We start from the raw sequence: 22,568 nt of genomic DNA, 5'->3' as shown, positions 1-22,568 counted from the left end.
GCCGTCGGGCGGGACCGGCCCCGTTCGCGTCGCCGCCCGGCGGGGGTGCCGGGGGCGTGCGAGCATCGAGTCGCCACCCGGGAGCACCCATCAAGGAGCAGAACCATGGTTCGTCGTCTCGCCGCGTTCGCCGCGGCTGCCGTGACGCTGTCGTTCGGTCTGGCGGGATGCGGATCGGACGCGCCGACCACCTCCGGCACGACCACGACCACGACCACCACGGCGGCGGCCGCGAACGGCGACGCCGTGGCGTGGGCCGACAAGGTCTGCGCGGCGGTCGCCCCCGAGGTCGAGAAGTTCCAGGACACGCCGACCGGCGACCCGAACAACCTCCAGGCGACCAAGGACGGGTTCGTCACCTATCTCGGCGGGATGGCGCAGGCTCTCGACCGGATGATCTCCGGGATCAGGGACGCGGGCACGCCCCCGGTCGCCGACGGCGACGCCGCCGCGAAGGCCGTCGAGAATTCGCTCGCGACCGCCAAGGACACCGTCACCAAGGCCAAGGACAACCTGGCGAAGGTCGACGCGAGCAACCCGCAGGCGTTCCAGGCCGGGATGGCCCAGGTCGGACAGGACCTCCAGGGTCTCTCCCAGATGGAAGACCCGACCAAGGGCCTGCGCGGCAACAAGGAACTCAACGAGGCCTTCGAGAAGTCGGAGAAGTGCAAGGCCCTCAACGAGCCCGCCACCAGCAGCCCCCCGACCTCCTGAGTACGCCCACCACCTAGCTGAGTACGCCCTGACCCAAACAAGCTTGCGACTCACCGCCGCGTAAGGGGACCGTGACGGAACCCGACCACGGCTCGCGCCCAGCCGCACCCGTCACCTGAAGGGTGACCAAATCCCAGAATTCCGGGGAGGCGGGCTAGCCATCACCCGAACGTGTTCGGTAACCGAAGTCCTTTACGCTTATCGAACTTCTGTTCTATTCTGGCCGCCGTGGCGCAGCTGTCGTTCTTCTCCGCCGAGGCGACTCAGCCGCGAGTGGCAGATCTCGCGGGGCTGCTGTGCGGGCCGGGCCGGACGGTGGTGTTTGCCAAGGCCACGGCCAAGTTGATCGTGCCGGTCGACGACGTCTGGCGGGCCAGGGCGCTGGTCGCCGCGTGCGCTGAGCGGGGCGTCCGGGCACAGGTCCGGGTCGAGGAACAGGCCACGATCGTGTGCACCGCGTTCCGGGTCGACCTGGCGCCGCTCGCCGCCGCGTGGTCCGACGGTGATGACAAGGTGGTGCCTGGCGGGTTCACGCCGGATGGCGCTACCTTGCGGATGTGGGTGCTGGCGGCGGGCCGCTGGGACAACAGCGGGTATGTCCTGCCGGTCGACCAGGCCGTGCCGGACACCCATGAGCCACTGCGTGAGAGCCTGGCGCGGTGCGGTCTGCCTGCGACGGCGCAGGTGGACGGGTCCGGTCTGAAGATCGTCGGACGAAGGCGGCTGGCCCGGCTCCGTGAGCTGGTCGGGCCGCTGGTCGACCCGGGCTGCGGGGGACAGTGGCCCGAGGTTTCCCGGATGCGCGTCGTGTCCTGAGCGTGCTACAGGTGGTACAGGTTCATACTCGTTCGGCCTGTCCAGGCAGGCACGGAGAGCCCCTGAAATAGGGCATCGGCTGTGCGGCGTGCACACTGACTGGCTGACACGGGGCTCAAGACGGCGTCATAGAGAGCGGGAAAGCGTGGCTGGCTCGACAGGGACGAAGAAGAACGGTGGTGGCACCGACGGCGCTCAGCCTCGTCGGCTGGTGATCGTCGAATCGCCCGCCAAGGCGCGCAAGATCGCGTCCTACCTTGGCCGGAACTTCGTCGTCGAGTCGTCCCGCGGCCACATCCGTGACCTTCCGCGCAAGGCAGCCGAGGTTCCGGAGAAGTACAAGGGCGAGTCCTGGTCGAACCTGGGGGTCAACGTCGACCAGGGCTTCGAGCCCATCTACATCGTCACGCCGGACAAGAAGGCCACGGTCACCGAGCTCAAGGGCCTGCTCAAGGACGTCGACGAGCTCTACCTCGCGACAGACGGCGACCGCGAGGGCGAAGCCATCGCGTGGCACCTGCTCGAAGCGCTCAAGCCCAAGGTGCCGGTGCGCCGGATGGTCTTCCACGAGATCACCGAGCCCGCGATCCGCGCCGCCGCCGAGAACACCCGTGAGCTCGACCGCGACCTCGTCGACGCCCAGGAGACCCGCCGCATCCTCGACCGCCTCTACGGCTACGAGGTCAGCCCGGTCCTGTGGAAGAAGGTCATGCCGCGCTTGTCGGCGGGCCGCGTGCAGTCCGTGGCGACCCGCATCGTGGTGCAGCGTGAGCGCGAGCGCATGGCGTTCGTCGCCGCCACCTACTGGGACATCTCCGCGACGATGGACGCGGGTGCCGAGGTCGAGCCGCCCACGTTCGGCTCCCGGCTGCTGTCGGTCGACGGCACCCGCCTGGCCACCGGCCGCGATTTCGGTCAGGACGGTCAGCTCAAGGCGGGCACCGATGTGCTCCTGCTGGAGGAGGCCGAGGCCCGCCGCCTCACCGAGAGCCTGGCGGGCGCCGCGCTCACCGTCTCCAGCGTCGAGGAGAAGCCGTACACCCGTAAGCCGTACGCGCCGTTCATGACCTCGACGCTGCAGCAGGAGGCGGGCCGCAAGCTCCGCTTCTCCTCCGAGCGGACGATGCGCGCGGCCCAGCGGCTGTACGAAAACGGTTACATCACCTACATGCGTACCGACTCCACCACGCTCTCGGAGACGGCCATCACCGCGGCCCGCCAGCAGGCCACGGACCTCTACGGCGCGCAGTTCGTCTCGCCGCAGCCCCGGCAGTACACCCGTAAGGTCAAGAACGCCCAGGAGGCGCACGAGGCCATCCGACCGGCCGGTGAGGTGTTCCGCACCCCCGGTCAGGTCGCGGGTGAGCTGGAGACCGACGAGTTCCGCGTGTACGAGATGATCTGGCAGCGCACCATCGCCTCCCAGATGGCCGACGTGCGCGGCACGACCATGACCGTGCGGATCAGCGGCGCCGCCGCCAGCGGCGAGGAGTGCGTCTTTTCCTCCTCGGGCCGCACGATCACCTTCGCCGGCTTCCTGCGGGCCTACGTCGAGGCGGTCGACACCGAGACCGGTGGCGAGGCCGACGACGCCGAGCGCAGGCTGCCGCTGCTGGTCAAGGGCCAGCCGGTCACCGCGGCCGACTTGTCCGCGGACGGCCACAGCACCAGCCCACCCGCGCGGTATTCCGAGCCCAGCCTGATCAAGGCCCTCGAAGAGCTCGGGATCGGCCGACCGTCGACGTACACCTCGATCATCAACACGATCCAGGACCGCGGCTACGTGTGGAAGAAGGGCTCGGCCCTCGTTCCGTCGTGGATCGCGTTCTCCGTGATCGGCCTGCTGGAGCAGCACTTCGGGCGGCTCGTCGACTACGACTTCACCGCCGCGATGGAGGATGAGCTCGACCGCATCGCGCTCGGCGAGCAGCAGCGCACCAACTGGCTCACCGGCTTCTACTTCGGCGGCGAGATCGGCCCCGAGGGCTCGGTCGGCCGTTCCGGCGGGCTCAAGAAGCTCGTCGGCTCCGGCGTCGAACACATCGACGCCAAGGAGGTCAACTCCATCCCGGTCTTCACCGACGCCGAGAACCGCCCGGTCGTCGTGCGGGTCGGCCGGTACGGGCCGTACCTGGAGCGCGAGGTCGACGGCGCGGCGCAGCGGGCGAATGTGCCCGAGGACCTGGCGCCCGACGAGCTGACCCTGGAGCTGGCCGAGAAGCTGTTCTCCACCCCGATGGAGGGGCGCAGCCTCGGCAACGACCCGGTCACCGGGAACGAGATCGTGGCCAAGGAAGGCCGCTTCGGCCCGTACGTCACCGAGGTCCTGCCCGAGGCCGAGGAGCCGCCGCCGCCCGCCGAGGGCGCGAAGAAGACCCGGGCCAAGGCGCCCGCCAAGCCCAAGCCGCGCACGGGCTCGCTGTTCAAGGACATGGCCCTGGACACGATCACCCTCGACGACGCGCTGAAGCTGCTGTCGCTGCCCCGCGTGGTCGGTACCGACCCGGCGGACGGTGCGGAGATCACCGCGCAGAACGGGCGCTACGGGCCGTACCTGAAGAAGGGCACGGACTCGCGCTCGCTGACCACCGAGGACCAGATCTTCACCGTCAGCCTTGAGGAAGCGCTCAAGATCTACGCCGAGCCGAAGAAGCGCGGCAGGCAGGCCGCCGCGTCGGCCCCGCCGCTGCGCGAACTGGGCAACGATCCCGTGTCGGGCAAGCCGATGGTCATCAAGGACGGCCGGTTCGGGCCGTACGTGACCGACGGCGAGACCAACGGCTCGCTGCGCAAGGCCGACAGCGTGGAAACGCTCACCGACGAACGTGCCGCGGAGCTGCTGGCCGAGAAGCGGGCCAAGGGTCCGGTGACGAAGAAGGCACCCGCTCGGCGTAAGGCGCCCGCGAAGAAGGCTCCGGCGAAATCGAAGTCGTAGCCCTCTGCCGCTCAAACGGGTGAACGTTTAGCCTGCGAGGGGTAACCCACCCGAGAGGGGCCCCGAATGGGTGAATCGTTCCGTGCTGACGACGAGCGCGATCTGGATCCCTCTCGGCTCCGGCTCCCGCGCGCCGTCCGGCCGCCCGTCGCCCCGATCGTGCGGCTCGGTCTGATCGAGTACCCGCCACGTCTGGGGTGGCCGTATGAGCCGCGCGCCGGGGTGCGGAGGATCAAGCTGAGCGTGTCGCTGGTGATCCTCGCCGCCGTCGTCCTGCTCTTCATCGCGTACCAGGTGGTCAGCGGTTTCCTCGGGATGATCAATGGACTTGTCAACTAGATCACGCAAAGTGAGCCCGATCGGGTTCGGTTTGTGCGAGCCTGTCCCGACATCCCAGCTACGCTGGGCTTGACACTTGGCGTGGAAATGGGGTGGAGGGCATCGGCGGGGGCCCGAACGGACAGCTCAGGACCAAGGAGCAGCCCACGGGCGCGGAAGCGTCCATGGCGCACCGGGCCCGCAGTGTCCTGGCGATCCGGCCGTTCCGCAGGCTCTGGGGTGTCACCTACCTGTGCAGTGTCGGTGACTGGCTGTCACTGCTCGCTCTCACCGGGTTGGTGGCGTCGCTGACGCACGACTACAAGGCGCAGAGCTTCGCCTTCTCCGGCGTCGTGCTGACCCAGCTCCTGCCCGGCCTGCTGTTCGCCCCCCTCGGCGGCCTGTTCGCCGACCGGTTCGACCGCCGCAAGGTCATGGTCCTAGCCGACATCGCGCGGTGCGGGCTGTTCCTGTCCATCGCGGTCGTCGGGTCGACGCTGTGGCTGTTCATCGGCAACTTCCTGATCGGCTGCTGTGCGCTGCTGTGGATCCCGTCGAAGGACGCCGCGGTCCCCAACCTGCTGCGCAGGCCCGACCAGGTCGAGACGGCCAACCAGCTCGGCATGGTGATGACCTACGGCATCGCCGTGATCAGCGGCGCGGGCCTCTACTCGCTCATCACCGGTATCAGCTCCAACCTCGGGCTTCCGTTCAGCACCAGCGACCTCGGCATCGCCCGGTTCATCCTGACGATCAACGGCCTGCTCTACCTGACCGCCGCGATCATCGTCGCCACCCGCATCCCGGAGCTGTCTAAACGGGCTCCGGTGGTGGCCAAGCCGCAGGACAAGGACAAGGACCAGGACAAGCCGCAGAAGAACGGCTTCCTAGCGATGGTCAAGGACGCAGGCCACTTCGTGCGGACCACGCCGATCGTGCGCGGCCTGCTCGTCGGCATGATCGGCGCGTTCGCCGCCGCGGGCGCGCTGATCGGCTCCGCCCAGCTCTACGCCGACAGTCTGCGCGGTGGCCAGTCGGCGTTCGGCCTGCTGTTCGTCGCCCTGTTCATCGGCCTCGCCACCGGCATGACCGGCTCGCCGAAGCTCGCCCGCAGGCTGCCGCACAACCGCCTCTTCGGCATCGCGATCGTGGTCGCGGGCCTGGCGCTGATGCTCGTGGCGCTCTCCCCGCACCTGGCCGTCTCGCTGATCACGGTGGCGGTGCTCGGGGCCAGCGCGGGCGCGGCGTTCCTCACCGGTGTCACGATCATCGGCACCCAGGTCGAGGACGCCATCCGCGGCCGCATCAACGCCATCTACCAGTCCCTGATGAAGATCATCCTGGCCGGCGCGATGGCCGCGACGCCGGTGCTGGTCGGCCTGGTCCGGCCGCATGAGATCAGCCTGTTCGGCAAGCAGATGCTCGTCGACGGGACCCGGCCCGTGCTGCTCGGCGCTGGCCTGATCGCCGCGCTCGTCGGCATCGTCGCCTACCGGCAGATGGATGACCGCCGGTCGGAGACGATCCTGTCCGACCTGGTCGCCGCCATCCGGGGCAAGCCGCGGCGGTCCACCGGCCTGCTCATCGCCGTCGAGGGCGACACCCACCTCGACACCTCGACCCAGGCCCAACTGCTCGCCGACTGGCTGCGCGGCCCGGCCGGCCGGGAAGTCTTCCTCGCCACCGACCCGGCGCTCGACGACGAACGGCTGCACGCGGTGCTCACCGGCGCTTCGCTGTCCAGCGCCCGCGCCCACGCGCTGGTGGCCGCCGCGGTCCGCGCCGACCTGGTCGAACGCGAGATCCGTCCCGCGCTCGAACGCGGTGCCCTGGTCGTCATGGAGCGTTTCGTCGACAGCCCGCTGGCCCACCTCTCGGTCGCGGCCGGGCTCGACCCCGCGGAACTGGAAGGCCTCGCCGACTGGGCGACGTCACGGCTACGGCCCGACATCACGGTGCTGCTCGACCGCGATCCGGGCACCCTCCCGAAGTCGCCGGGCAACACCGAGCATCATTGGCATGTGCAGAGCGTGCTGACCGATATGGCCGCGGCTGATCCCGACCGCTACGTGGTGGTCGACGGCGACGGCACCATGAAGGATGTCGCCGACCGGGTCCGCCTCGCGGTGCAGACCACCCTCGCGGGCCGCAGGCTCGGCGACCTCGTGCCGGAGCGGGCTTCCTGATGGGTGGAGTCTGGTCGCAGCTCGTGGGGCAGCCGGACGCCGTCGAGGTCCTCACCGCCGCCGCCCAGTCGGGCGCCCGGCTGGTCGATGGCACCGGCACGGCCGCGGGGATGACGCACGCCTGGCTGTTCACCGGTCCACCCGGCTCCGGCCGCTCCGTCGCCGCGCGGGCGTTCGCCGCCGCGCTGCAGTGCACGGCGGGCCAGGAGGTGCCGGGCTGCGGCGAGTGCCAGGGCTGCCACACCGCGATGGGCGGCACCCACGCCGATGTGCGCATGGTCGTCCCGGAGGGCCTGACCATCTCGGTCAGCGAGATGCGCGCGTTGGTGCAGACCTCCGCCCGCAGGCCGACCGGCGGCCGCTGGCAGGTCGTGGTCATCACCGACGCCGACCGACTGACCGAGGGCGCGGCGAACGCGCTGCTCAAGGCGGTGGAAGAGCCACCACCCCGGACGGTCTTCCTGCTGTGCGCGCCATCGGACCACCCGGACGACGTCTCGGTGACGATCCGCTCCCGCTGCCGCCGTATCGCTTTGCGAACCCCTGCGGCGGACGCGATCAGCGAAGTCCTGCGCCTGCGCGACGGGATTGACACCGACACCGCGAACTGGGCCGCCTCGGTCTGCGGCGGCCACGTCGGCCGTGCCCGCAGACTGGCGACCGACCCGGCGGCCCGCGACCGCCGCGAGAAGGTTCTGAAGATCCCGCTGCAACTGCGCAGAATGACCGACGTCTTCGACGCCGCGGGCGAACTGGTGAAAGCAGCGGAGGCCGACGCCACCGAGGTCAGCGAAACCCGCGACGAAGCCGAGAAGGACGCCCTGCGGACCGCCATGGGCCATGGCGGCACGGGCAAGGGCACCGCGTCGGCGTCGCGGGGGAGTGCGGGCGCGATCAAGGAGCTGGAGAAGCGGCAGAAGTCCAGGGCCACCCGCACCAAGCGGGACGTGCTGGACCTCGCCCTGGTGGACCTGGCGGGGTTCTACCGGGATGTCCTGGTGGTCCACACGGGATCGGATACGACGCTGAACCATCCGGACCACGCGGATAACGCGGTCAGGGCCGCACAGAACTGGTCGCCGGAGTCGGCGCTGCGCAGGCTTGAGGCGGTGCTCGGGTGCCGGGAGGCGTTGGAGCAGAACGTGAAGCCGCAGATCGCCATCGAGGCGATGGTGGCCGTGCTCTATTCAGGCTGAGGTCCACGCGCCCAGCCGCGGAAACGCACGCACCCCGCCTGGCCGAAGCCAGACGGGGTGCGGCCCCTTGATCGATCAGTCGGTGTGCCGATCCGGCGTGATCTTCACCTGTGCGACTCGGGGGCGGCGGGGCAGTGCCGCCACCAGCACGACACCCACCAGGAGCATCGCGGTGCCCGACCAGAACATCGGCACCGACTGGTACGCGGCGCTCGTGTAGGCCAGCGGCGGGGTCTGCTTGCCCTGCGGCGCGGGGGCGGGCGGCTGCGTCGGTGTCGCGGTGCCGCAGACGACACCACCGGTCGGCGCGAACGCGCGGGCGACCTGTTCGCCGAGCGAGACCTGGGCCAGCGCGGACGGCAGGTTCGGCAGGCCGAGCGCGTCGGTGGGCAGGACCTGCAGGTCGAGCATGCGGGCGGTGGCGCCGAGCTGGTAGCCCTTGAACGGCTGCGTCGCGTTCTCACCCTTCTGGGTCAGGTTCGCCACCGACAGGCGGATGACGCCGAGGTCGAGCTTCTGCAGGCCGCCCGCGATGGCTTCCTGCGCGCCCGCGCCGTTGCCCAGCAGGCCGCCGATGATCGGGAGCTTGTCGGCGCCCGGGATGGACGGTGCGCCGGGCAGCGGGATCCCGATCGGGAGGTCCATCTTCGGGTTCGCGGCGTCGAGCTTGCCCAGGCTCTTGCCACCCTGGACGACTTCGAGGACCGGCGCGGTGTACTTGACCGTCGAGGTCTTCTCGTCGCCGGTCGAGGTGACCTGCAGCGTCGGCTGGCTGACCACGTTGATCGACACCTCGTACGGCGTGCCCGCGAGCAGCTTGAGCGCCGCGACCTGCAGCGTCGAGGTCGACTGGACCGCCTTGTTGGCCGAGCCGGGGATGGGCACCAGCTTCACGACCGCCCGGGCCGACAGCGTGTTCGGCAGGCTCAGCAGCGAGCCCTTGCCGTCGGTGGTCTTGGTTCCCTGGCCGCCCAGCACGCCGCCGAGGGTGCTCAGCGGGCCCGCCAGGCCCTTGATGCCCTCGATGATCGCCTTGTCGGCGTTGGCATCCAGGTTCGGCGCGTCGAACACGCCGGTGAGGTCGGTGCCGCCGGGCAGCGTCGGGATGGCGTTGAGCGCGGACAGGCTCGCCAGTTCGGTGGCGGCGTCGGCGATGGTGTCGACACACGGACCGAGCGTGTCGCTCCAGTTGGCCTGGACCCGGCCGTTGAGCAGCCCGGCCTTGACCAGGGTGTCGAGCGGTGAGGTCGGCAGGTTGAGCCCAGCGGTCTTCGGCTGGGGGTTGTTCGGCGGCGCGGTCTGCGACAGCGCGCCCGGCGCCTGCGGGCTGACGCCCTGGAACGCGAACCCACCCGGCGCGGACTGCGCGATGGCCTTCTCAAAGGAGAGGTAGGCCTCGGAGTTGGCCTGCGCGCTGGCGAGCCCGATGCCCATCTCCGCGGCGGCCTGCTTCGGCAGCTTGTCCTCGGCGCCCGGGATGATCGTCTTGGTCGGCGTGGAGTTCGGCAGCAGCCGGACGATGGCAAGGCCCGTGCCCGCGTCACCGATGGCATGGCCCAGCGGCTGCGGCCCGATCGGCGCCGACGGCGGTGGTGCGCTCGGGTTCGCGGGCTGCGGCACAGGGGTGGTCGGCTGAGCGGCCGCCGGGGAAGCGACCATCACCAGGACCGCGGCCGCGGCGGGCAGCGCCAGCACGGCAGACTTGCGTCGGGACATCGTCGGGGTCCTCCTCGGGCGATCCACGCGGACCGGCTATGGATTAAACGACACTAGGCCCCTCAAGTGACGCGATTCGCACCCGGTATAGTTGCCGCCAGCACGCCGCCTTAGCTCAGTCGGCTAGAGCGATTCACTCGTAATGAATAGGTCAAGGGTTCGACTCCCTTAGGCGGCTCGCAGGTCAGGCCCCGTCCACTGTGGAGTGGACGGGGCCTGACTCGTCTCTGGGTGACAAACTGGGTGACTAAGCGGCCCCGGTCTCGACCTCGTCCTCCTGGTCGGCCATGGGGAACAGGCGATCCATGACCACAGCCCCGTCCTCGATCACTGGCCGGATCTGCTTCCGGTAGACCCGCTCAGTCACCGACGTGCCCGCGTGGCCCACGAGCCGCGAGATCTGCTCGATCGGCACACCCCGGTCGGACAGCAGCGAGACGAAGCTGTGACGCAACTCACGAGGTGTCCACTTCGCAGCGTCCAGACCGGCCGCCTTGACGACCCGACGGAAGTCGCGGATCACGTTGTTCGCGTCCTGCGCTGTTCCGAACATCGTCGCGAATACCAGACCGTTTTCTTGCCAGAGTTCCCCTGCCGCCTTGCGGGCTTCATCCTGCTGGACCTGGTGGGCTTTCAGTGCATCGATCGCACGTTGGGGAATCGCAAGTGCCCGGCGGGATTTCTCCGTCTTGGTATCGCCGGTCGCGCGGACCGAACGCAGCACCGAGACGCTCGGTAGAACGGGCGGTGCCGCTTTTGGGTTTCCGTGGTAGTCGACATCAGCCCATGTCAGTGCGCGTAGTTCCTCAGTACGGGCACCGGTCAGCAATGAAAGCACCACATACCCGCGCATAGTGGATTTCTCGGCTGCGGCGATGACCGCTTCTGCCTGCGCAAAGGTGAGGGCCTTGGATGGCCTTCCCTTGCCCTGTCCAGTGGGGCAGTCACAAAGAAGGACGACGTTTCGCCGGACCTTCTCGCGCACTTGCGCGCGGGTGACTGCGCGCCGCAGGACCGAACGGAGATTACGCAGTGTGGACGTGACCATGATCTTCGACCTATCGATCAACCAGGCTTCCACCTCGTCGGCGGTGAGACCCACCAATTTTCGCTCTCCCAGGTGGGGGATGAGGTGGTTGTCAACCAATGACCGGAGGTTGGCAACGGTGTTCGGGTCGCGCCCCAGGAGGGCGTAATAGGCAAGCCAGTCGTTCACCGCTTGCTCAACGGTGTAGTCGTCGGACTCCTTCGACTTCTCTCCGTCGTGAATGTCGCGGAGCATCTTCCGCAGGTGCTCTTTCGCGGCCGTCTTCGTTTTTGTGCTGCGCTTCCTGGTGATGCGTTTTCCGTTCGGCTTGTAGCCGATCGTGACTTCTGCGAACCAGCGTTGACGCTCTTCGTTCCAATAGAGCGCTCCGTCTCCCGGGTTGCGACGCTCGGTCATGCTGCCCCCGCTTCGGAGATGAGAAGTTGGACGTAATCGTTGATTGCGAATGCTGGGATAAGCCGCGTCCGGCCTTGCACGACGGAGCGGAGTCGCCCAGAGCGGATGAGTTCATAGATGACCGATCGGCTCATGGAGAGCAGGACCATCGCTTCCGGTATTCGGTAGAGGTGCCGGATTGGGACCACGGTCGGCACGACGGACACGGGTGCGGTCACGGGGCACCTCCGGTTGTAAGCGCTACCTCCGCTACCTCCGCTACCGCGCAGGTCAGACCGGTAGCGGATGGATTTTCGGTAGCGCTACCAGCCGCTACCTCGAACAGGGCGGTAGCGGCAGGTAGCGCTACCTCGGTTTCATCCGCTACCGGTCTGACCTGCGCGGTAGCGGAGGTAGCGGAGGTAGCGCTTGTGGTCAGGTAGCGCGCCCAGACGTCGGCGAGTCCGCCGTGTCCGGTGGCGGCATAGCCCTTGAGGACGCGCCCGCCGGGGAGCTTCACGTCACGGGGGCGGATGCCGTAGCGGCGGAGTTCGGCAGCGATGCGGCGGCCGTCGAGGGGCTTTCCGTCGAGGTCGTCCCAGGACGATTCCTCCAGGTCCCGCAAGGCGGTTACCAGGTCGGCCGTGGTCATGCGTTCGGCCCCGGCGGCGGTAAACACGTCGTGCATGTCGGCAAGCAGCCTGATTCCGACTGAGCCGGTTTCGAGGCCGGTGCCGGAGTTGGTGAAGTGCTTGCACGCGTCGGCGGCTTTGGCGGGCCACTGTGCGCCAGCCGCAGCCGCAACGGCGAGCAGGGGACGCCAGATCTCGGCGGGCCGGTCGCGGACGCCCTCGGGCATGGTGGGCGTGCCGTTGGCGACCTCGTCGATCACGGTGCCGACCCATGTGGCGAGGGCGGCGCGCAGTGGGGCGGCTTCCATTTCGACGCGCTGTTCCCAGAACTCTTCGACTTCTTCGTCTGGGCGGCGGCGTTGCATGTGGACGGTGATGGCGCGGGACACGATGGTGTCGGGCATTCCTCCTGCGATGCCAGCCAGTGCGACGGGTGCGTAGACGGGGAAGTCGGCCACGCTCATGGAGCGCGCGTCTCCGACACAGCGGGACACGGTGGCGGAGCGCTTGTATCCGGCGTTGAGCAGCGCGCGGAGGTCTTCGTTGTTGCCGCCCTTGTTGTTGAACACCGCGTCGACCTCGTCGAACAGCAGCGTGATCGGTCCGTCGAGCAGCAGCCGGAAGATGGCGGCGGGGGTGATGTTCATGGTCATCTTGGGTTTGGCCACTAGGAACTGCGCGACCTCCAGGACGCGGGTCTTGCCTGATCCGGGTTCGGCGCTGGACAGGATCAGCCGCGGGGTGATGTAGAGCTGTGCGGCGGCGTGGGTGTGGGCGTACCAGAGCGCCAGCATCGGTGCGCAGTGCTCCGAGGGGAACACGTTGAACCGCGACACGAAGTGCTCGACGGCGTCGAGCAGCGCCGCCCCGCTGGCGTTGGCGTAGGGATTGGCGTCACCGGGGATGAGTTGCAGCGCGGCGGTCATGCGGCCCTCCCGATGGTGGTGGACCGCGTCGCCGTGGTGCGGGTGGTGAATCGGGCACGGTGTGCGGCGAGTTCGGTGGTGACGTGGTTGGTGAAGGTGTCGAGGTCGGCGAGCACGGGACGCGCTGCGGCTTGGGCCAGGGCGGTGCCGAGTTCGGTGACGCGGCGGCGGTAGCTGGTCTCGATGAGCCGGGTGATGTGGAAGTCGAGTGCTACCAACGGGACGGCGACGGTGTAGGCGTTGAACACCCAGCGGGTCAACAGGTGCGCGTGGTTGGTGTCGCCGAACGCGCCGACCCGTTCGGCGAACCCGAGCAGCGTTGCCGGGTCGAGGCTGGGCACCTCGTCGGCCACGAGCGCGGCCATGAGGTCGAAGGTGAGGCGGGCGGTCGGGTTGGTGAAGTCGCGGTAGTGCAACCGTGTGAGCTTCGGGTGGGCTTCGGTGGGCGTGGCTTGCATGAGGGTGCCCAGGACGATGGTTTCCGGGTCGATCGTGGGGCTGGTCATGTGAAGTCCTTAGTGACAGTGGGTAGTCGAGAGTTGGGTAGGGGGTGCCGTCTCCGTGGCTGGTTGCGGGTCGCGGAGAGGGCGGTGTGGCGGGTTAGTTCGCGGGTTAGGCGTGACCCTCGGGGTTAGATTTCTAACCCGGTGGGTTAGATGGCCTGGTTGTGGCTGTGAGCTGGGCGGAGTCCGCCCAGGGTTAGCGGGTTAGCGGGTTAGATGCCGTCCCTGGGCGGTGCTCCGGGTGCCGTTTTCGGGGTGCAGCGAGGTTCCTGCCGGGCTAACTCACCCGTGGTTGTCGTCGTCGAGGTCGGCTGTCGACCGCATGGCCATGGTGTTACGCACGGTGACAGGGTCGATGGGGTATTTGTTCTTGCTGCTGGGCACCCGGACGCCGAGTTTGGCGAGTGCGGCGACGAGTTTGGGCACGGTGAGGTCCTTGTACGGTCGCCAGGTCGGTGCGAGGGTGCGCAGCGCGCCGAGGGCTTCCCCGGCGGGGACGGGCTCGTCGCCGAGGACGTCGTCGAGGTCGTCGAGCAGGTCGCGCGTGGTCTCGACCAGCGGGGTGGGCCGGTCGCCCGCGGCTGGGGTGCCAGGGGCGAGTTGGTTCATGGCGCGCTCGATGATGTCGGTGGCGGCGTCCCATCCGCTGTCGTCGTTGACTTCGAGGAAGAACGTGCGCACGATCTCGAAGAGTTCGTCGCTGACTCCGGTGGCGACCATGGTTCCCCGGTCGACGTTGAAGCGAAGTTCGGTGGCGCGGATACCGGCGGCGAAGCTGCCATCGCCGAGGAATCCGTCGTTGCTGCGCCAGGTCTTGACCGAGAAACACCCGTTGATGCCCAGGTTCTCGACCAGTTGCGACGGGATGGCGTCGGCCCGTGAGGACTGGGTGTCGTACCCGGTGACGACACCGACCTTGCGGCCCCGCTTCACCGTGGCGATGGCCAGTTCGGCGGCTTCCTTGCCGCACACGCTGTCGGTGAACAGTTCGTGGCATTCGGAGAACATGGCCACGATCGGCCGCAAGTCGGGGTGCTGCTCGGCAATGGGGCGGGTGAGTTTCTTCGCGCCGATCTCGGCGAGGCGTTCCTCGCGGCGTCCGACCTCGTCGTAGAGCTCACGCAGATGCTCGGTGGCGATCTGGGCGTGTTCGGGTGTGGCCCCCTTGTGATAGGTCGACAGGCGGGGGGTGAAGGCGTCGAAGTCACCGTTCCCGGCGAACACGTGCACGCGCAGCTCGGCGAGCGGGTCCAGCGCCGCGCCTGCCATGACGACTCGGGCGGCGTTGGACTTGCCCTGTCCAGGTTGCCCACCGAATCCGAAGTTCGATCCGACCAGCGTGTAGGACACGATGTCGCCGCGTTGGGTGATACCCACCGGAACCCCGGCGAACACGTCCGCGGTGCCCTCGTTCATCAGCGGGTACTGAGGAGTGGGCTTCTCCATGACACCGGCGTCGGCGACGTAGAGGTTGACGAAGGTAGGTTTGCCGCCCTTCTCCTTGCCGTAATCGCTGGGCCACACCTCCACGGCGTTGCGGTAGAGGTTCGCGCCCAACACGTCGCGCTTGTCGGCGACCATGGTCGGGGTGACACCGGGGGGCAGGTCGAAAATGGCCCGGTATCCCTTGAACACCCCGGAGCCTTCCCTGGTGGGGGTCAGGTCGAACCGGGGCAGCCACCCGTTCTTGAACGCCTTGTTCATCGCGGGAACACCCAGGTGTTGCAGCGCCCGGACGATGCCGTCAGCGGTGAGCAACACCCCACCTTCTGCGGCGGTGTTCTTGGTCGTGCTCAGCCACCCCATCGCCGAACTGTCGGCGCGGCGGCGTCCCTCGTTCCACAGGTAGGCCAACCCCACCCACGGGGCGGCCAACACCAGCGGCCCCCAAGCCACGGTGACCACCACAACCACCCAGGACACGAACGTGAGCACGGCGTTGAACGGGTCGAGGAACGCGGCGATGTCCTTCTGCGCACAAGCCAGGATCACCCCGAGTCCGATCAGGACACACAGCAGGGAAACCGCCCCGATCAGCAGGGCTTTCGCCACCAACAGCGGCGCGTTGAGCCAGTCCATCGCGCGTCCGTGGCGGCCGGCCTTGAACCGCTCACCGCGTTCCTCCCACAGAGTCAACGTCTCCATGTCGCCCGCGGCTTCGGCGGCGCGCATCATCCGCTCATACCGGGATGTGGTGCGGGAGTCCCACACCCGTTTGCCGACGACCTTGACCCCGGCAGGCACGTACAACACGTTGCGCAGCACGGTTTTGGCTACGGTCTTGGTGGTGTCGTGGGTGGCCACGGTCTGCACCCGCCGCGCGGTGGCCACGACCATGGCGCGGGTGGTCGCGACCCGATCGGCGGCCGTGCGGGTGCGGCGCTCGATCGCCGTTCCCGGCTCGTCTGCCACGATCTCCGCGTCGATCACCACCGTGTCCACGTCGGTGCCGGTAGCGGTGTTGTTGGCGCGCAGCGGGATCACGTTGTCCGTGTCGAATGGACGTTCGGTGTTGGGGTTGCTCATGCGGTCACCTCCGTGTCGTCGGTGTGGTGGGTGAGGTGAGCCAGCGCGGCGCCGGACCCGAGGACGACCACGGGCAGGCAGGCCACAAGGGTGGTGATCGGCCAGGGTGCGGTGTTCATGTGGGCGGCGGTCATCAGGTGGTAGGCCACCTGACCGGCCGCACCCAGGACGAGAGACCCGATGGCGGACCACTTGGCGAACCGTGTGACCTTGGTGCCGTGCCCACCGGTGAGCCAGACCTTCAGGGCGTAGGCGGCGTAGGTCTCCACCCCGATCGGCAGCGTGATCGAGCTGTCGAGGGTGAAGCTGTCGGCGATACCGGGCAGCAGGACGATCTCGCCGAACCCGGCGAGCTTGCCCAGACCCACCCAGCCACCCCAGATCGCGACGAACGCGGGCGCGGCCAGCAGCAGTAGCGGCCAGTGTCGGGGCAACCGCACCAGGCCGGTACGGGCGGCCGGGACCGGCGTGGCCGGTGTCGTCACGGTGTCGGGAACCGGGTCCGTGTCCGGGTCTCCGGCTGGGGTGACCTGCACGGATACCGGGGCGGCGGTCTCGGTCGTGATCGGGTCCACGGGGTGGGTCTGAACCGGGAACGGGTCGGTGGGCATGTCGTCGTGCTCGACCGTGACCGGGTCCGCCGTGGTGGCGGGTGCGGGTTCGGTGAGCAGGTCCAGCACCCGCTTCGCCTTCGGTGCACCCACCTTGAACTCGGTCATGATCTGGTTGCGGGAGGGCAGGTCCCCGGACTCGGCGGACCGGGTCCGCAACCGGGCCACGATCGCTTCCTCCGGCACCGGGTACGCCTTCTGCGTGCTCGTGATCGTGGCCATCAGAGCTTCTCCCCACGCTTCTCGGCGGCCTTGCAGGCCGGGCAGTCGATGGCGGTGAACATGACGTGCTTGGAGCCCTTGCCCAGGGTCATCCCGCACAGGGTCTTGACCTTGCTGTCCCACCACGACCGCTTGCCCACGTGCACGTAGTCGATGGGGCGCTTCGCCTTCTTGCCCATCAGTGGTTCCCCCCGTCGATCTCGTGGCGCAGCTCGGCGATGGCGTCCTCATGGGTGGTGCACTCGGCGGCGAGTTCGTCCAACTCGGCCCGCAGCGTGCGGACGGTGCGGGTCTGCTCGCACAGCAGCGCCCAGAGGGCGGCGCGCTGCTGGCGGGCCTTGTGCAGCTCGTAACGCAGCTGCACGTTGTCCAGCGACAGGCCACCCGCCCAGTCGACGGTGACGCGGTGCGCGGTCCGCTCGGACTCGAACATCTCGGCCCACAGTGGGCCGGTGGTCAGGGCGTCAAGCATCATGGGGTTCTCTCCAGTCGCCTCGTGGTGGTTGGGAGCCCCGGACTGGCGGGCGTTCTTGGCGGAGTGACCGCCGGTCCGGGTGGTCGTCGAGTGCGTGGTCATGAGGACCTCCGCTTCGAGTCGCTGGGGATCTCGGCTAGGGCGGCGAGGATTTCGGCGTGGCGACCGCTGGTCACCTTGTTGCCGTCCTGGTCGATCGGCCCTCGGTAGCCGGACTCCCGCAACGCGAAGAACTTGCGGTCTGCTTCGGCCCTGTCGTTCTCGTTCTTGCGTGCCATGACAGCTATGTCCCTTTCGGACGTACGGGATTCAGTGGGGCGGAACGGGTTCAGTGGCCGCACTTGCAGCACACCCACTTGCGGGTGTTCGGGTCGTAGTGCTTGTAGCAACCCTCCGGGCACATGGCGGTTCACCTCGTTTCGGTGTGGGTCGGCGACACGGGCGGGTTGAGCAGGTGCGCGGTGTCGGCGAGGATCGCCGCGTGGTCGAAGGCCAGTGCGGTCGGGTCGCCCAGCAGCGGGGCCAGCGGCACCCACTGCGCGGCGGTGGCATCGTCCCCGGCGGTGGCGGTCGGGGCGGTGTCGTAGGTGGCCAGGTAGGCCGCTGAGACGTACCGGCCACGCGGGTCACGCTCGGGTGCGTCGTAGACCCCGACCCTGGTGAACAGCCGCGCCCGGTTGGCGTCGACACCGGTTTCCTCGGCGAGTTCCCGACGCGCGGCGGACTCGAACGTCTCGCCCGCGTCGACCTTCCCACCGGGCAGCGCCCAGCGGCCCACGAACGGATTCCATCCGCGCTTGATCAGCAGCACGTGGAACTCGCCATCGATCATCGCGACCGCGACGATGTCGGCGGTCAGCGTCGCCACGGCCGGGTTCTCCTGGTACTCCACGGGTGTCTCCTGGTTCGTCATCGCATTCACCTGTTCTGACGTCGGGCGTTCGGGCAGCCCGGCGCGTGGCCGAACTCGCATTCGCAGTACGGGCAGTCGGTCCCCGGCTCGGGGTCGTGGTCGGTGTTCACGCTGCGATCTCCCATTCGGTCGTGGTCGCGCTCGGGGCTGTGGTGCCGTACTCGCCGGTCTCCCAGCAGGGGTGGCACAGGCCGTGGTCACGCGGCACGACGTATCCGGCGTCGCGACCGCAGGTGCCGCAGATGCGGCGGGCGAGGTTGGCTTTCGCGATGGCGGTCTGCTGGGCGGGGGTGGCGGTGCGCTTCGGCGCGGCCGTGGAGATGAGGAACAGTTCGGCGAAGACCTGCTTGCAGGCGCGGCGGCACCGGAAGTACATGTAGGCCACCGGTTCCTGACCGTTCGGCCGCAACCCGAGTGCCCGCAACTGGCGGCGGGTGGCCAGCAGGCCCCGCGGGGCGATGCCCCACGAGAGCAGCGGCAACCCCAGGTGCTTGCCCCTGGTGAACTCCTGGCACGGCGACCACGGCACATCGGTGAGCACCCACGGGTACTGGCGTCCGCTCATCGCGGGTTCACCTCGTCCCGACCGGCTTGGGCGGCTTCGCGTCGGCAGGCCAATCGGGCGGCAGTGCGCACCCGTCGATGGCGGCCCGTCGCATGATCGGGGTGTCCGGGTAGATGTTGAACGGGTGCCCCTGTAGGTCGCATTCGTAGCTGTACTCCCAGGGCAACCCGTTCGGCCGGGTCGGCCCGTCCGGGTCCTCCGTGGGCTTGGGGTTGGCCGTTGCGGGCTTGGTGAGCGCGGGCCTGGTCGGTGCGATCGGTGCGATCGGTGTGACCGGGGTGCTGGCCGGCTTGTGTCCAGCCATCGCGGCGACCGCGACAGCCAGCAGGACCCACTTCGTGGCGCTCATCGGTCACCACCCCAGTGGCCGTGGTGGGCGATGCGGCCGACCGCGTCCGGGCCGGTCAGGCCCAGCTCGGCGGCCCAGTCGTCGATGACCGCCCACATCGTCAGGTCGTGGGTCGTCAGCAGGATGTCCGCGACGGTCTCGGCGAGCGTCATTGCGGTGATGGCCTGGTTGCGGTTGATGAACCGCTCGGGCAGCCACGACACCGCCCACGGCCCGTAGGTCTCACCCGAGTGCACCGTGTGCGCCTCATGCCGGGTGCGGTCGCTGACCATCGCGTCGTCGGTGATCCTCATCGTCATCACGCGGCCTCGATCTTGGGCGAGGACACCGGGAAGTGGCCGATTCCGCTCGACTTGCCCTGACTGGGCATCCCACCGACCAGCACGTTGCCGCCGAGGAGCGTGGACCACGTCGCGGCCCGCCGGTTCCAACGGCGACGCTCACGCCGCATGTCGGCCACCTGGTCGGCGAACGGCGACGTCGGCTGACGTACCGGCACAACCTGGGCGAACACCTCGGTCATCAGCGCATCGATCTCAGACTCGGTGTAACCATCGGGGTCGAACCACGGCGCGGATTCGTTGCTGTACATGAGAAGGAACTCCATTCAGGCGAAGAGCACGTTGAGGAACGTCATTGCTCGATCAGCGCCTTCGCTGATCACTGGAACAGGGCGCGGGCGAACGTGGTCAAGCCGTCGATGACCGCTCCCGCTTTGTCGCCGGCGGCGCTCACGAAGTGCGCGGTCCCGATCGGGTCCTTGATCACGAAAAACAGGAGAGCGGCCAGCACGAGCAGAACGACTTTCTTCGTCTTGCCGCCATTGATCTTCGGCAGGTGAAGCGCTGACTTCGCCATCTCGGGGCCTCCTGTAGAGTGAGTTCGACAAACGTTTGACGTAGGAAGCATGGCAAAACGCCAAACGTTTGTCATTACCCCAAACGAGTGAACATGAGGAGACGCTGTGGAGCAGGGCGGAAAGTTGGACTTCCGACAGATCGCCGCGAGCATCAAGGCTGCGATCGTTGACGGGCGCTACCCATCGGCGACGGTGCTACCGCCCGAACCGGAACTGGCGGCTGAGTTCGGGGTCTCCCGCAGCCTGGTCAACCGGGCAATGCAGGTGCTGGCGGCTGAAGGGCTGGTCAGAGGGCGTCAGGGGCGGGGGACCATGGTGACGTGGCTGCCGCCGATCCTGCACTCAGCAGCTCGCTACTCGCGGGACACGCGCGAGCAGTCTCAGGCGCGCGGTGCGTTCGATGCCGAGGTGAGGACACTTGGCCTGGAACCACGGCACGAGATCACTACGGAGCGCATGGAGGCACCTGAAGGGATCGCGGCCATCCTGGGCCTCGAATCGGGTCGAATCAATGCGGTCGTCCGGCGGCGGCGCTTGCTGGCATCGGGTATCCCAGTGCGTTTGAACGCTTCGTACTTCCCGCTTGAGATCGCTGGTGGGACCGTGCTGGAAGACGCGGACGCAATCATCGTGGGTGGCGTCAAGTCAACGCTGGCTGACCTTGGCTATGCACAAAAGAGCGCAGTCGAGCGCGTCAAGGTTCGGCAGCCGACCGACATCGAGAGTCGGGCGCTGGAGATCAGCACAGAAAGGAGCGTCCTGGACATCTGCCACACCGGCAAGTTGGACAATGGGCGGGCAGTCGAGGTGACGACTACCGTGACTCCTGCCCACTATCTCATCATCGAAAACGAATTCGCGCTTACCTGAGTTGAGGAATAAGTGAACCCGAACGAGCAAGGCTACCCGGCCTACATCTACGACCTATCCGATCTTGATCGGCATGTGGCCAATATCCGGGATGCCATGGGTGACATTGAACTCTACTATGCAGTCAAGGCAAATCCTGACCCCCGGCTACTCGATGTCATTTATCGCTACGTGGATGGATTCGAGGTTGCGTCGGGCGGTGAACTCACGCATATTCGCGATCACTTCCCGGACGCTCCAGTGGCCTTTGGTGGTCCAGGTAAGACTGACCCGGAGCTGTTTAGCGACGTGACCCGGTTGCACGTCGAAAGCCTCGGCGAACTTTCCCGTCTCATAGACTCGGGTAGGGCGGCCGACATTCTGCTGAGGGTTAATCTTGATATAACCGTCACCGGCGCGGCGCTCGTCATGGGCGGTGGTGCCACACCATTCGGCATGGACCCTGGCGATGTGCAAAGGGCGGTTGACATCCTCAAACGTCAACAGGCAGTGCGCTTGCGCGGAATTCACGCGCACCTTGCAAGTGGTCTTGATGCGCTGGCCATGCTAAATCTTGCCGAGTCCGTTCTGGATTACACTAGGAGCCTTGGCATTTCCGAGGTGAACCTTGGAGGGGGGATGGCGGTTTCCTACGTGAACCCGAACGACAGGTTTGACTGGGAAACGTACGGAAACGGCTTGATGAAGATGCGGGCACCCGGTGAAGTGCTCCGAATCGAGCCAGGGCGATCCGTCTCCGTATACTGCGGCAAGTACGTTACCCAGGTTATTGACGTCAAGCGAGTACACGGCAAGCGGTTTGCAGTCGTCGCTGGTGGTACCCACCACATCCGTACGCCCGCTACCAAGAACCACAGTCAGCCGATCGCAAACGGCGTGCTAGGTGAACCAACGACGATCGTGGGTCAGCTTTGCACGCCAAAAGACACCTTGGCGCGCGACGTGCCTATTGACGTGAATCCGGGCGATATTATCGAGTTCGCCATGGCCGGAGCCTATGCTTGGAACATTTCACACACGGAGTTCCTCATGCATCCGAAGCCGCGATTTGAGTACGTCGAATCGTAGGCCAGTGAGATTGCCCAGGTTCAGACACCTGGTGGGCTTCACAACGTGGCGAACGGAGTTTGAGGGCTTGTCCAGGGATTTCGGGCGGCTGAGTTGGCCGTGACGGGCCTAGCGGCCCATGGGCGGTGTGATGGGGCGTCTGGCCAGGTGGAGGCCGCTGCAGCGGCCGTGGATTTCAGCCGCCTGCTGCCACCCGGATTGGGTGACGAACTGGGTGACAACCTGGTCGTTCGAGCCGGGACAACCCCGGACGTCTGTGGACGCTGTAAGGCTCTGAACAGCACAGACGTCACGGTCAACAAATGACTGGTCACCCTCGTAATGAATAGGTCAAGGGTTCGACTCCCTTAGGCGGCTCGCAGGTCAGGCCCCGTCCACACGCTGGTGTGGCCGGGGCCTGACTCGTCTTGCCTGACAAGCCGCTTGGCTCAGCGGGTTATTCACCGGAGGGTGGCCCGGGGCCACGTCGGCAAGGATCACTCTCCTGAGTGAGGTGGACGCTCAGGAAACGGCGTCGGCGCCCGCGGGTTCCCATAGCTGGACGGGATTCCCCTCCGGGGCGGCCAGGTCGGCGAATCGCCCGTTCGGATAGGTCTCGCCATGCACCTCGACCTCGACTCATGACCGCTCGTCGTAGCTCTCCGGCGGGCCGGGGATACCCAGGTTGGTCTCGTACCAGCGGGTCAGTCTCTCGGGGTCGCGCGACCGGAAGAAGAAGCCGCCGATGCCTGTGATTCGTTCCATA

General features: G+C 67.6%; 25 protein-coding genes and 1 tRNA gene. 9 read left to right on the top strand and 17 right to left on the bottom strand.

Features of this window, described 5'->3' with window-relative positions; all coding sequences use genetic code 11:
* The first annotated feature begins 105 nt into the window (after window positions 1–105).
* The 6 genes from ACUZ2Y_RS18030 (at window position 106) to ACUZ2Y_RS18005 (ending at window position 8,165) form a co-directional block, all read left to right on the top strand.
* Window positions 106–714 (top strand): hypothetical protein, encoded by a 609-nt coding sequence (locus tag ACUZ2Y_RS18030; protein WP_476320333.1) that lies wholly within the window; start codon window positions 106–108, stop codon window positions 712–714.
* 228 nt (window positions 715–942) lie between these two features.
* Window positions 943–1,530, top strand: a complete 588-nt coding sequence (locus ACUZ2Y_RS18025) for a hypothetical protein (protein WP_476320331.1) — start codon at window positions 943–945, stop codon at window positions 1,528–1,530.
* A 145-nt stretch (window positions 1,531–1,675) separates the two neighbouring features.
* Window positions 1,676–4,465 carry a type I DNA topoisomerase gene (gene topA, locus ACUZ2Y_RS18020; protein WP_476320329.1) on the top strand — a complete coding sequence of 930 codons (2,790 nt, stop codon included), beginning with the start codon at window positions 1,676–1,678 and terminating at the stop codon, window positions 4,463–4,465.
* Window positions 4,466–4,531: 66 nt separating this feature from the next.
* Window positions 4,532–4,804 carry a hypothetical protein gene (locus ACUZ2Y_RS18015; protein ID WP_476320326.1) on the top strand — a complete coding sequence of 91 codons (273 nt, stop codon included), beginning with the start codon at window positions 4,532–4,534 and terminating at the stop codon, window positions 4,802–4,804.
* A 164-nt stretch (window positions 4,805–4,968) separates the two neighbouring features.
* A complete protein-coding gene (locus ACUZ2Y_RS18010) occupies window positions 4,969–6,969 on the top strand; it encodes a bifunctional MFS transporter/dTMP kinase (protein WP_476331909.1) in 2,001 nt (666 codons plus the stop codon).
* Window positions 6,969–8,165 carry a DNA polymerase III subunit delta' gene (locus ACUZ2Y_RS18005; protein ID WP_476320323.1) on the top strand — a complete coding sequence of 399 codons (1,197 nt, stop codon included), beginning with the start codon at window positions 6,969–6,971 and terminating at the stop codon, window positions 8,163–8,165. The genes ACUZ2Y_RS18010 and ACUZ2Y_RS18005 overlap by 1 nt, the downstream gene beginning before the upstream one ends.
* Window positions 8,166–8,240: 75 nt before the next feature.
* Here ACUZ2Y_RS18005 and ACUZ2Y_RS18000 read toward each other — a convergent pair whose 3' ends face one another.
* Window positions 8,241–9,881, bottom strand: coding sequence for a hypothetical protein (locus ACUZ2Y_RS18000; protein WP_476320321.1), 1,641 nt, complete (start codon window positions 9,879–9,881; stop codon window positions 8,241–8,243).
* Window positions 9,882–9,985: 104 nt separating this feature from the next.
* Here ACUZ2Y_RS18000 and ACUZ2Y_RS17995 point away from each other — a divergent pair.
* Window positions 9,986–10,059, top strand: a tRNA-Thr gene (locus ACUZ2Y_RS17995).
* Window positions 10,060–10,128: 69 nt separating this feature from the next.
* Here the strand turns inward: ACUZ2Y_RS17995 and ACUZ2Y_RS17990 are convergent.
* The 15 genes from ACUZ2Y_RS17990 to ACUZ2Y_RS17920 all read right to left on the bottom strand — a co-directional run bounded on the left by ACUZ2Y_RS17990 (window position 10,129) and on the right by ACUZ2Y_RS17920 (window position 19,884).
* A complete protein-coding gene (locus ACUZ2Y_RS17990) occupies window positions 10,129–11,325 on the bottom strand; it encodes a tyrosine-type recombinase/integrase (RefSeq protein WP_476320319.1) in 1,197 nt (398 codons plus the stop codon).
* Window positions 11,322–11,513, bottom strand: a complete 192-nt coding sequence (locus ACUZ2Y_RS17985; RefSeq protein ID WP_476331907.1) for a helix-turn-helix domain-containing protein — start codon at window positions 11,511–11,513, stop codon at window positions 11,322–11,324. Before ACUZ2Y_RS17985 ends, ACUZ2Y_RS17990 begins: the two co-directional genes overlap by 4 nt.
* Before the next feature lie 26 nt (window positions 11,514–11,539).
* Window positions 11,540–12,862 carry a DUF3631 domain-containing protein gene (locus ACUZ2Y_RS17980; RefSeq protein WP_476320317.1) on the bottom strand — a complete coding sequence of 441 codons (1,323 nt, stop codon included), beginning with the start codon at window positions 12,860–12,862 and terminating at the stop codon, window positions 11,540–11,542.
* A complete protein-coding gene (locus ACUZ2Y_RS17975) occupies window positions 12,859–13,368 on the bottom strand; it encodes a hypothetical protein (RefSeq protein WP_476320315.1) in 510 nt (169 codons plus the stop codon). Before ACUZ2Y_RS17975 ends, ACUZ2Y_RS17980 begins: the two co-directional genes overlap by 4 nt.
* A gap of 279 nt (window positions 13,369–13,647) precedes the next feature.
* Window positions 13,648–15,891, bottom strand: a complete 2,244-nt coding sequence (locus ACUZ2Y_RS17970) for a cell division protein FtsK (RefSeq protein ID WP_476320313.1) — start codon at window positions 15,889–15,891, stop codon at window positions 13,648–13,650.
* Window positions 15,888–16,724, bottom strand: coding sequence for an ABC transporter permease (locus ACUZ2Y_RS17965; RefSeq protein WP_476320311.1), 837 nt, complete (start codon window positions 16,722–16,724; stop codon window positions 15,888–15,890). Before ACUZ2Y_RS17965 ends, ACUZ2Y_RS17970 begins: the two co-directional genes overlap by 4 nt.
* Window positions 16,724–16,903: a hypothetical protein gene (locus ACUZ2Y_RS17960; RefSeq protein WP_476320309.1), complete on the bottom strand. Its 180-nt coding sequence runs from the start codon at window positions 16,901–16,903 to the stop codon at window positions 16,724–16,726. Before ACUZ2Y_RS17960 ends, ACUZ2Y_RS17965 begins: the two co-directional genes overlap by 1 nt.
* On the bottom strand, window positions 16,903–17,301 hold the full coding sequence (locus ACUZ2Y_RS17955; RefSeq protein ID WP_476320307.1) for a hypothetical protein: 399 nt from the start codon (window positions 17,299–17,301) through the stop codon (window positions 16,903–16,905). The genes ACUZ2Y_RS17960 and ACUZ2Y_RS17955 overlap by 1 nt, the downstream gene beginning before the upstream one ends.
* Entirely contained in the window at window positions 17,298–17,477 is a 180-nt protein-coding gene (locus ACUZ2Y_RS17950; protein ID WP_476320305.1) for a hypothetical protein, read from the bottom strand. The genes ACUZ2Y_RS17955 and ACUZ2Y_RS17950 overlap by 4 nt, the downstream gene beginning before the upstream one ends.
* A 131-nt stretch (window positions 17,478–17,608) precedes the next feature.
* Window positions 17,609–18,112 carry an NUDIX domain-containing protein gene (locus tag ACUZ2Y_RS17945; protein ID WP_476320303.1) on the bottom strand — a complete coding sequence of 168 codons (504 nt, stop codon included), beginning with the start codon at window positions 18,110–18,112 and terminating at the stop codon, window positions 17,609–17,611.
* 106 nt (window positions 18,113–18,218) lie between these two features.
* On the bottom strand, window positions 18,219–18,677 hold the full coding sequence (locus ACUZ2Y_RS17940) for an RRQRL motif-containing zinc-binding protein (RefSeq protein ID WP_476320301.1): 459 nt from the start codon (window positions 18,675–18,677) through the stop codon (window positions 18,219–18,221).
* A 7-nt stretch (window positions 18,678–18,684) separates the two neighbouring features.
* Complete coding sequence (locus ACUZ2Y_RS17935; RefSeq protein ID WP_476320299.1) at window positions 18,685–19,026, bottom strand: hypothetical protein; 342 nt, start codon at window positions 19,024–19,026, stop codon at window positions 18,685–18,687.
* On the bottom strand, window positions 19,023–19,325 hold the full coding sequence (locus ACUZ2Y_RS17930) for a hypothetical protein (RefSeq protein WP_476320297.1): 303 nt from the start codon (window positions 19,323–19,325) through the stop codon (window positions 19,023–19,025). Before ACUZ2Y_RS17930 ends, ACUZ2Y_RS17935 begins: the two co-directional genes overlap by 4 nt.
* Complete coding sequence (locus ACUZ2Y_RS17925; protein WP_476320295.1) at window positions 19,325–19,618, bottom strand: hypothetical protein; 294 nt, start codon at window positions 19,616–19,618, stop codon at window positions 19,325–19,327. Before ACUZ2Y_RS17925 ends, ACUZ2Y_RS17930 begins: the two co-directional genes overlap by 1 nt.
* Before the next feature lie 68 nt (window positions 19,619–19,686).
* Complete coding sequence (locus ACUZ2Y_RS17920) at window positions 19,687–19,884, bottom strand: hypothetical protein (protein WP_476320293.1); 198 nt, start codon at window positions 19,882–19,884, stop codon at window positions 19,687–19,689.
* A gap of 106 nt (window positions 19,885–19,990) precedes the next feature.
* Between ACUZ2Y_RS17920 and ACUZ2Y_RS17915 the strand changes: the two genes are divergently transcribed.
* The gene (locus tag ACUZ2Y_RS17915) at window positions 19,991–20,755 is read left to right on the top strand and encodes a GntR family transcriptional regulator (RefSeq protein WP_476320291.1); all 765 of its coding nucleotides are present in this window, start codon (window positions 19,991–19,993) and stop codon (window positions 20,753–20,755) included.
* 12 nt (window positions 20,756–20,767) lie between these two features.
* Window positions 20,768–21,823 (top strand): alanine racemase, encoded by a 1,056-nt coding sequence (locus ACUZ2Y_RS17910; protein WP_476320289.1) that lies wholly within the window; start codon window positions 20,768–20,770, stop codon window positions 21,821–21,823.
* A gap of 618 nt (window positions 21,824–22,441) precedes the next feature.
* On the opposite strand, the gene ACUZ2Y_RS17905 is transcribed toward ACUZ2Y_RS17910, so the two are convergent.
* On the bottom strand, window positions 22,442–22,567 hold the full coding sequence (locus tag ACUZ2Y_RS17905; protein WP_476320287.1) for a hypothetical protein: 126 nt from the start codon (window positions 22,565–22,567) through the stop codon (window positions 22,442–22,444).
* Window position 22,568: the final 1 nt, after the last annotated feature.

The organism is Actinokineospora sp. UV203 (genome assembly GCF_056323665.1).
This window is presented reverse-complemented; position numbering and strand designations above follow the sequence as displayed.

What these genes read in the sequence shown, in the direction of transcription:
- ACUZ2Y_RS18030 (WP_476320333.1), top strand. Translation starts at nt 106, where the DNA reads ATGGTTCGTCGTCTCGCCGCGTTCGCCGCGGCTGCCGTGACGCTGTCG.
- ACUZ2Y_RS18015 (WP_476320326.1), top strand. Translation starts at nt 4,532, where the DNA reads ATGGGTGAATCGTTCCGTGCTGACGACGAGCGCGATCTGGATCCCTCT.
- ACUZ2Y_RS18010 (WP_476331909.1), top strand. Translation starts at nt 4,969, where the DNA reads ATGGCGCACCGGGCCCGCAGTGTCCTGGCGATCCGGCCGTTCCGCAGG.
- ACUZ2Y_RS18005 (WP_476320323.1), top strand. Translation starts at nt 6,969, where the DNA reads ATGGGTGGAGTCTGGTCGCAGCTCGTGGGGCAGCCGGACGCCGTCGAG.
- ACUZ2Y_RS18000 (WP_476320321.1), bottom strand. Translation starts at nt 9,881, where the DNA reads ATGTCCCGACGCAAGTCTGCCGTGCTGGCGCTGCCCGCCGCGGCCGCG.
- ACUZ2Y_RS17990 (WP_476320319.1), bottom strand. Translation starts at nt 11,325, where the DNA reads ATGACCGAGCGTCGCAACCCGGGAGACGGAGCGCTCTATTGGAACGAA.
- ACUZ2Y_RS17980 (WP_476320317.1), bottom strand. Translation starts at nt 12,862, where the DNA reads ATGACCGCCGCGCTGCAACTCATCCCCGGTGACGCCAATCCCTACGCC.
- ACUZ2Y_RS17975 (WP_476320315.1), bottom strand. Translation starts at nt 13,368, where the DNA reads ATGACCAGCCCCACGATCGACCCGGAAACCATCGTCCTGGGCACCCTC.
- ACUZ2Y_RS17970 (WP_476320313.1), bottom strand. Translation starts at nt 15,891, where the DNA reads ATGAGCAACCCCAACACCGAACGTCCATTCGACACGGACAACGTGATC.
- ACUZ2Y_RS17965 (WP_476320311.1), bottom strand. Translation starts at nt 16,724, where the DNA reads ATGGCCACGATCACGAGCACGCAGAAGGCGTACCCGGTGCCGGAGGAA.
- ACUZ2Y_RS17960 (WP_476320309.1), bottom strand. Translation starts at nt 16,903, where the DNA reads ATGGGCAAGAAGGCGAAGCGCCCCATCGACTACGTGCACGTGGGCAAG.
- ACUZ2Y_RS17955 (WP_476320307.1), bottom strand. Translation starts at nt 17,301, where the DNA reads ATGACCACGCACTCGACGACCACCCGGACCGGCGGTCACTCCGCCAAG.
- ACUZ2Y_RS17950 (WP_476320305.1), bottom strand. Translation starts at nt 17,477, where the DNA reads ATGGCACGCAAGAACGAGAACGACAGGGCCGAAGCAGACCGCAAGTTC.
- ACUZ2Y_RS17945 (WP_476320303.1), bottom strand. Translation starts at nt 18,112, where the DNA reads ATGACGAACCAGGAGACACCCGTGGAGTACCAGGAGAACCCGGCCGTG.
- ACUZ2Y_RS17940 (WP_476320301.1), bottom strand. Translation starts at nt 18,677, where the DNA reads ATGAGCGGACGCCAGTACCCGTGGGTGCTCACCGATGTGCCGTGGTCG.
- ACUZ2Y_RS17935 (WP_476320299.1), bottom strand. Translation starts at nt 19,026, where the DNA reads ATGAGCGCCACGAAGTGGGTCCTGCTGGCTGTCGCGGTCGCCGCGATG.
- ACUZ2Y_RS17930 (WP_476320297.1), bottom strand. Translation starts at nt 19,325, where the DNA reads ATGACGATGAGGATCACCGACGACGCGATGGTCAGCGACCGCACCCGG.
- ACUZ2Y_RS17925 (WP_476320295.1), bottom strand. Translation starts at nt 19,618, where the DNA reads ATGTACAGCAACGAATCCGCGCCGTGGTTCGACCCCGATGGTTACACC.
- ACUZ2Y_RS17920 (WP_476320293.1), bottom strand. Translation starts at nt 19,884, where the DNA reads ATGGCGAAGTCAGCGCTTCACCTGCCGAAGATCAATGGCGGCAAGACG.
- ACUZ2Y_RS17905 (WP_476320287.1), bottom strand. Translation starts at nt 22,567, where the DNA reads ATGGAACGAATCACAGGCATCGGCGGCTTCTTCTTCCGGTCGCGCGAC.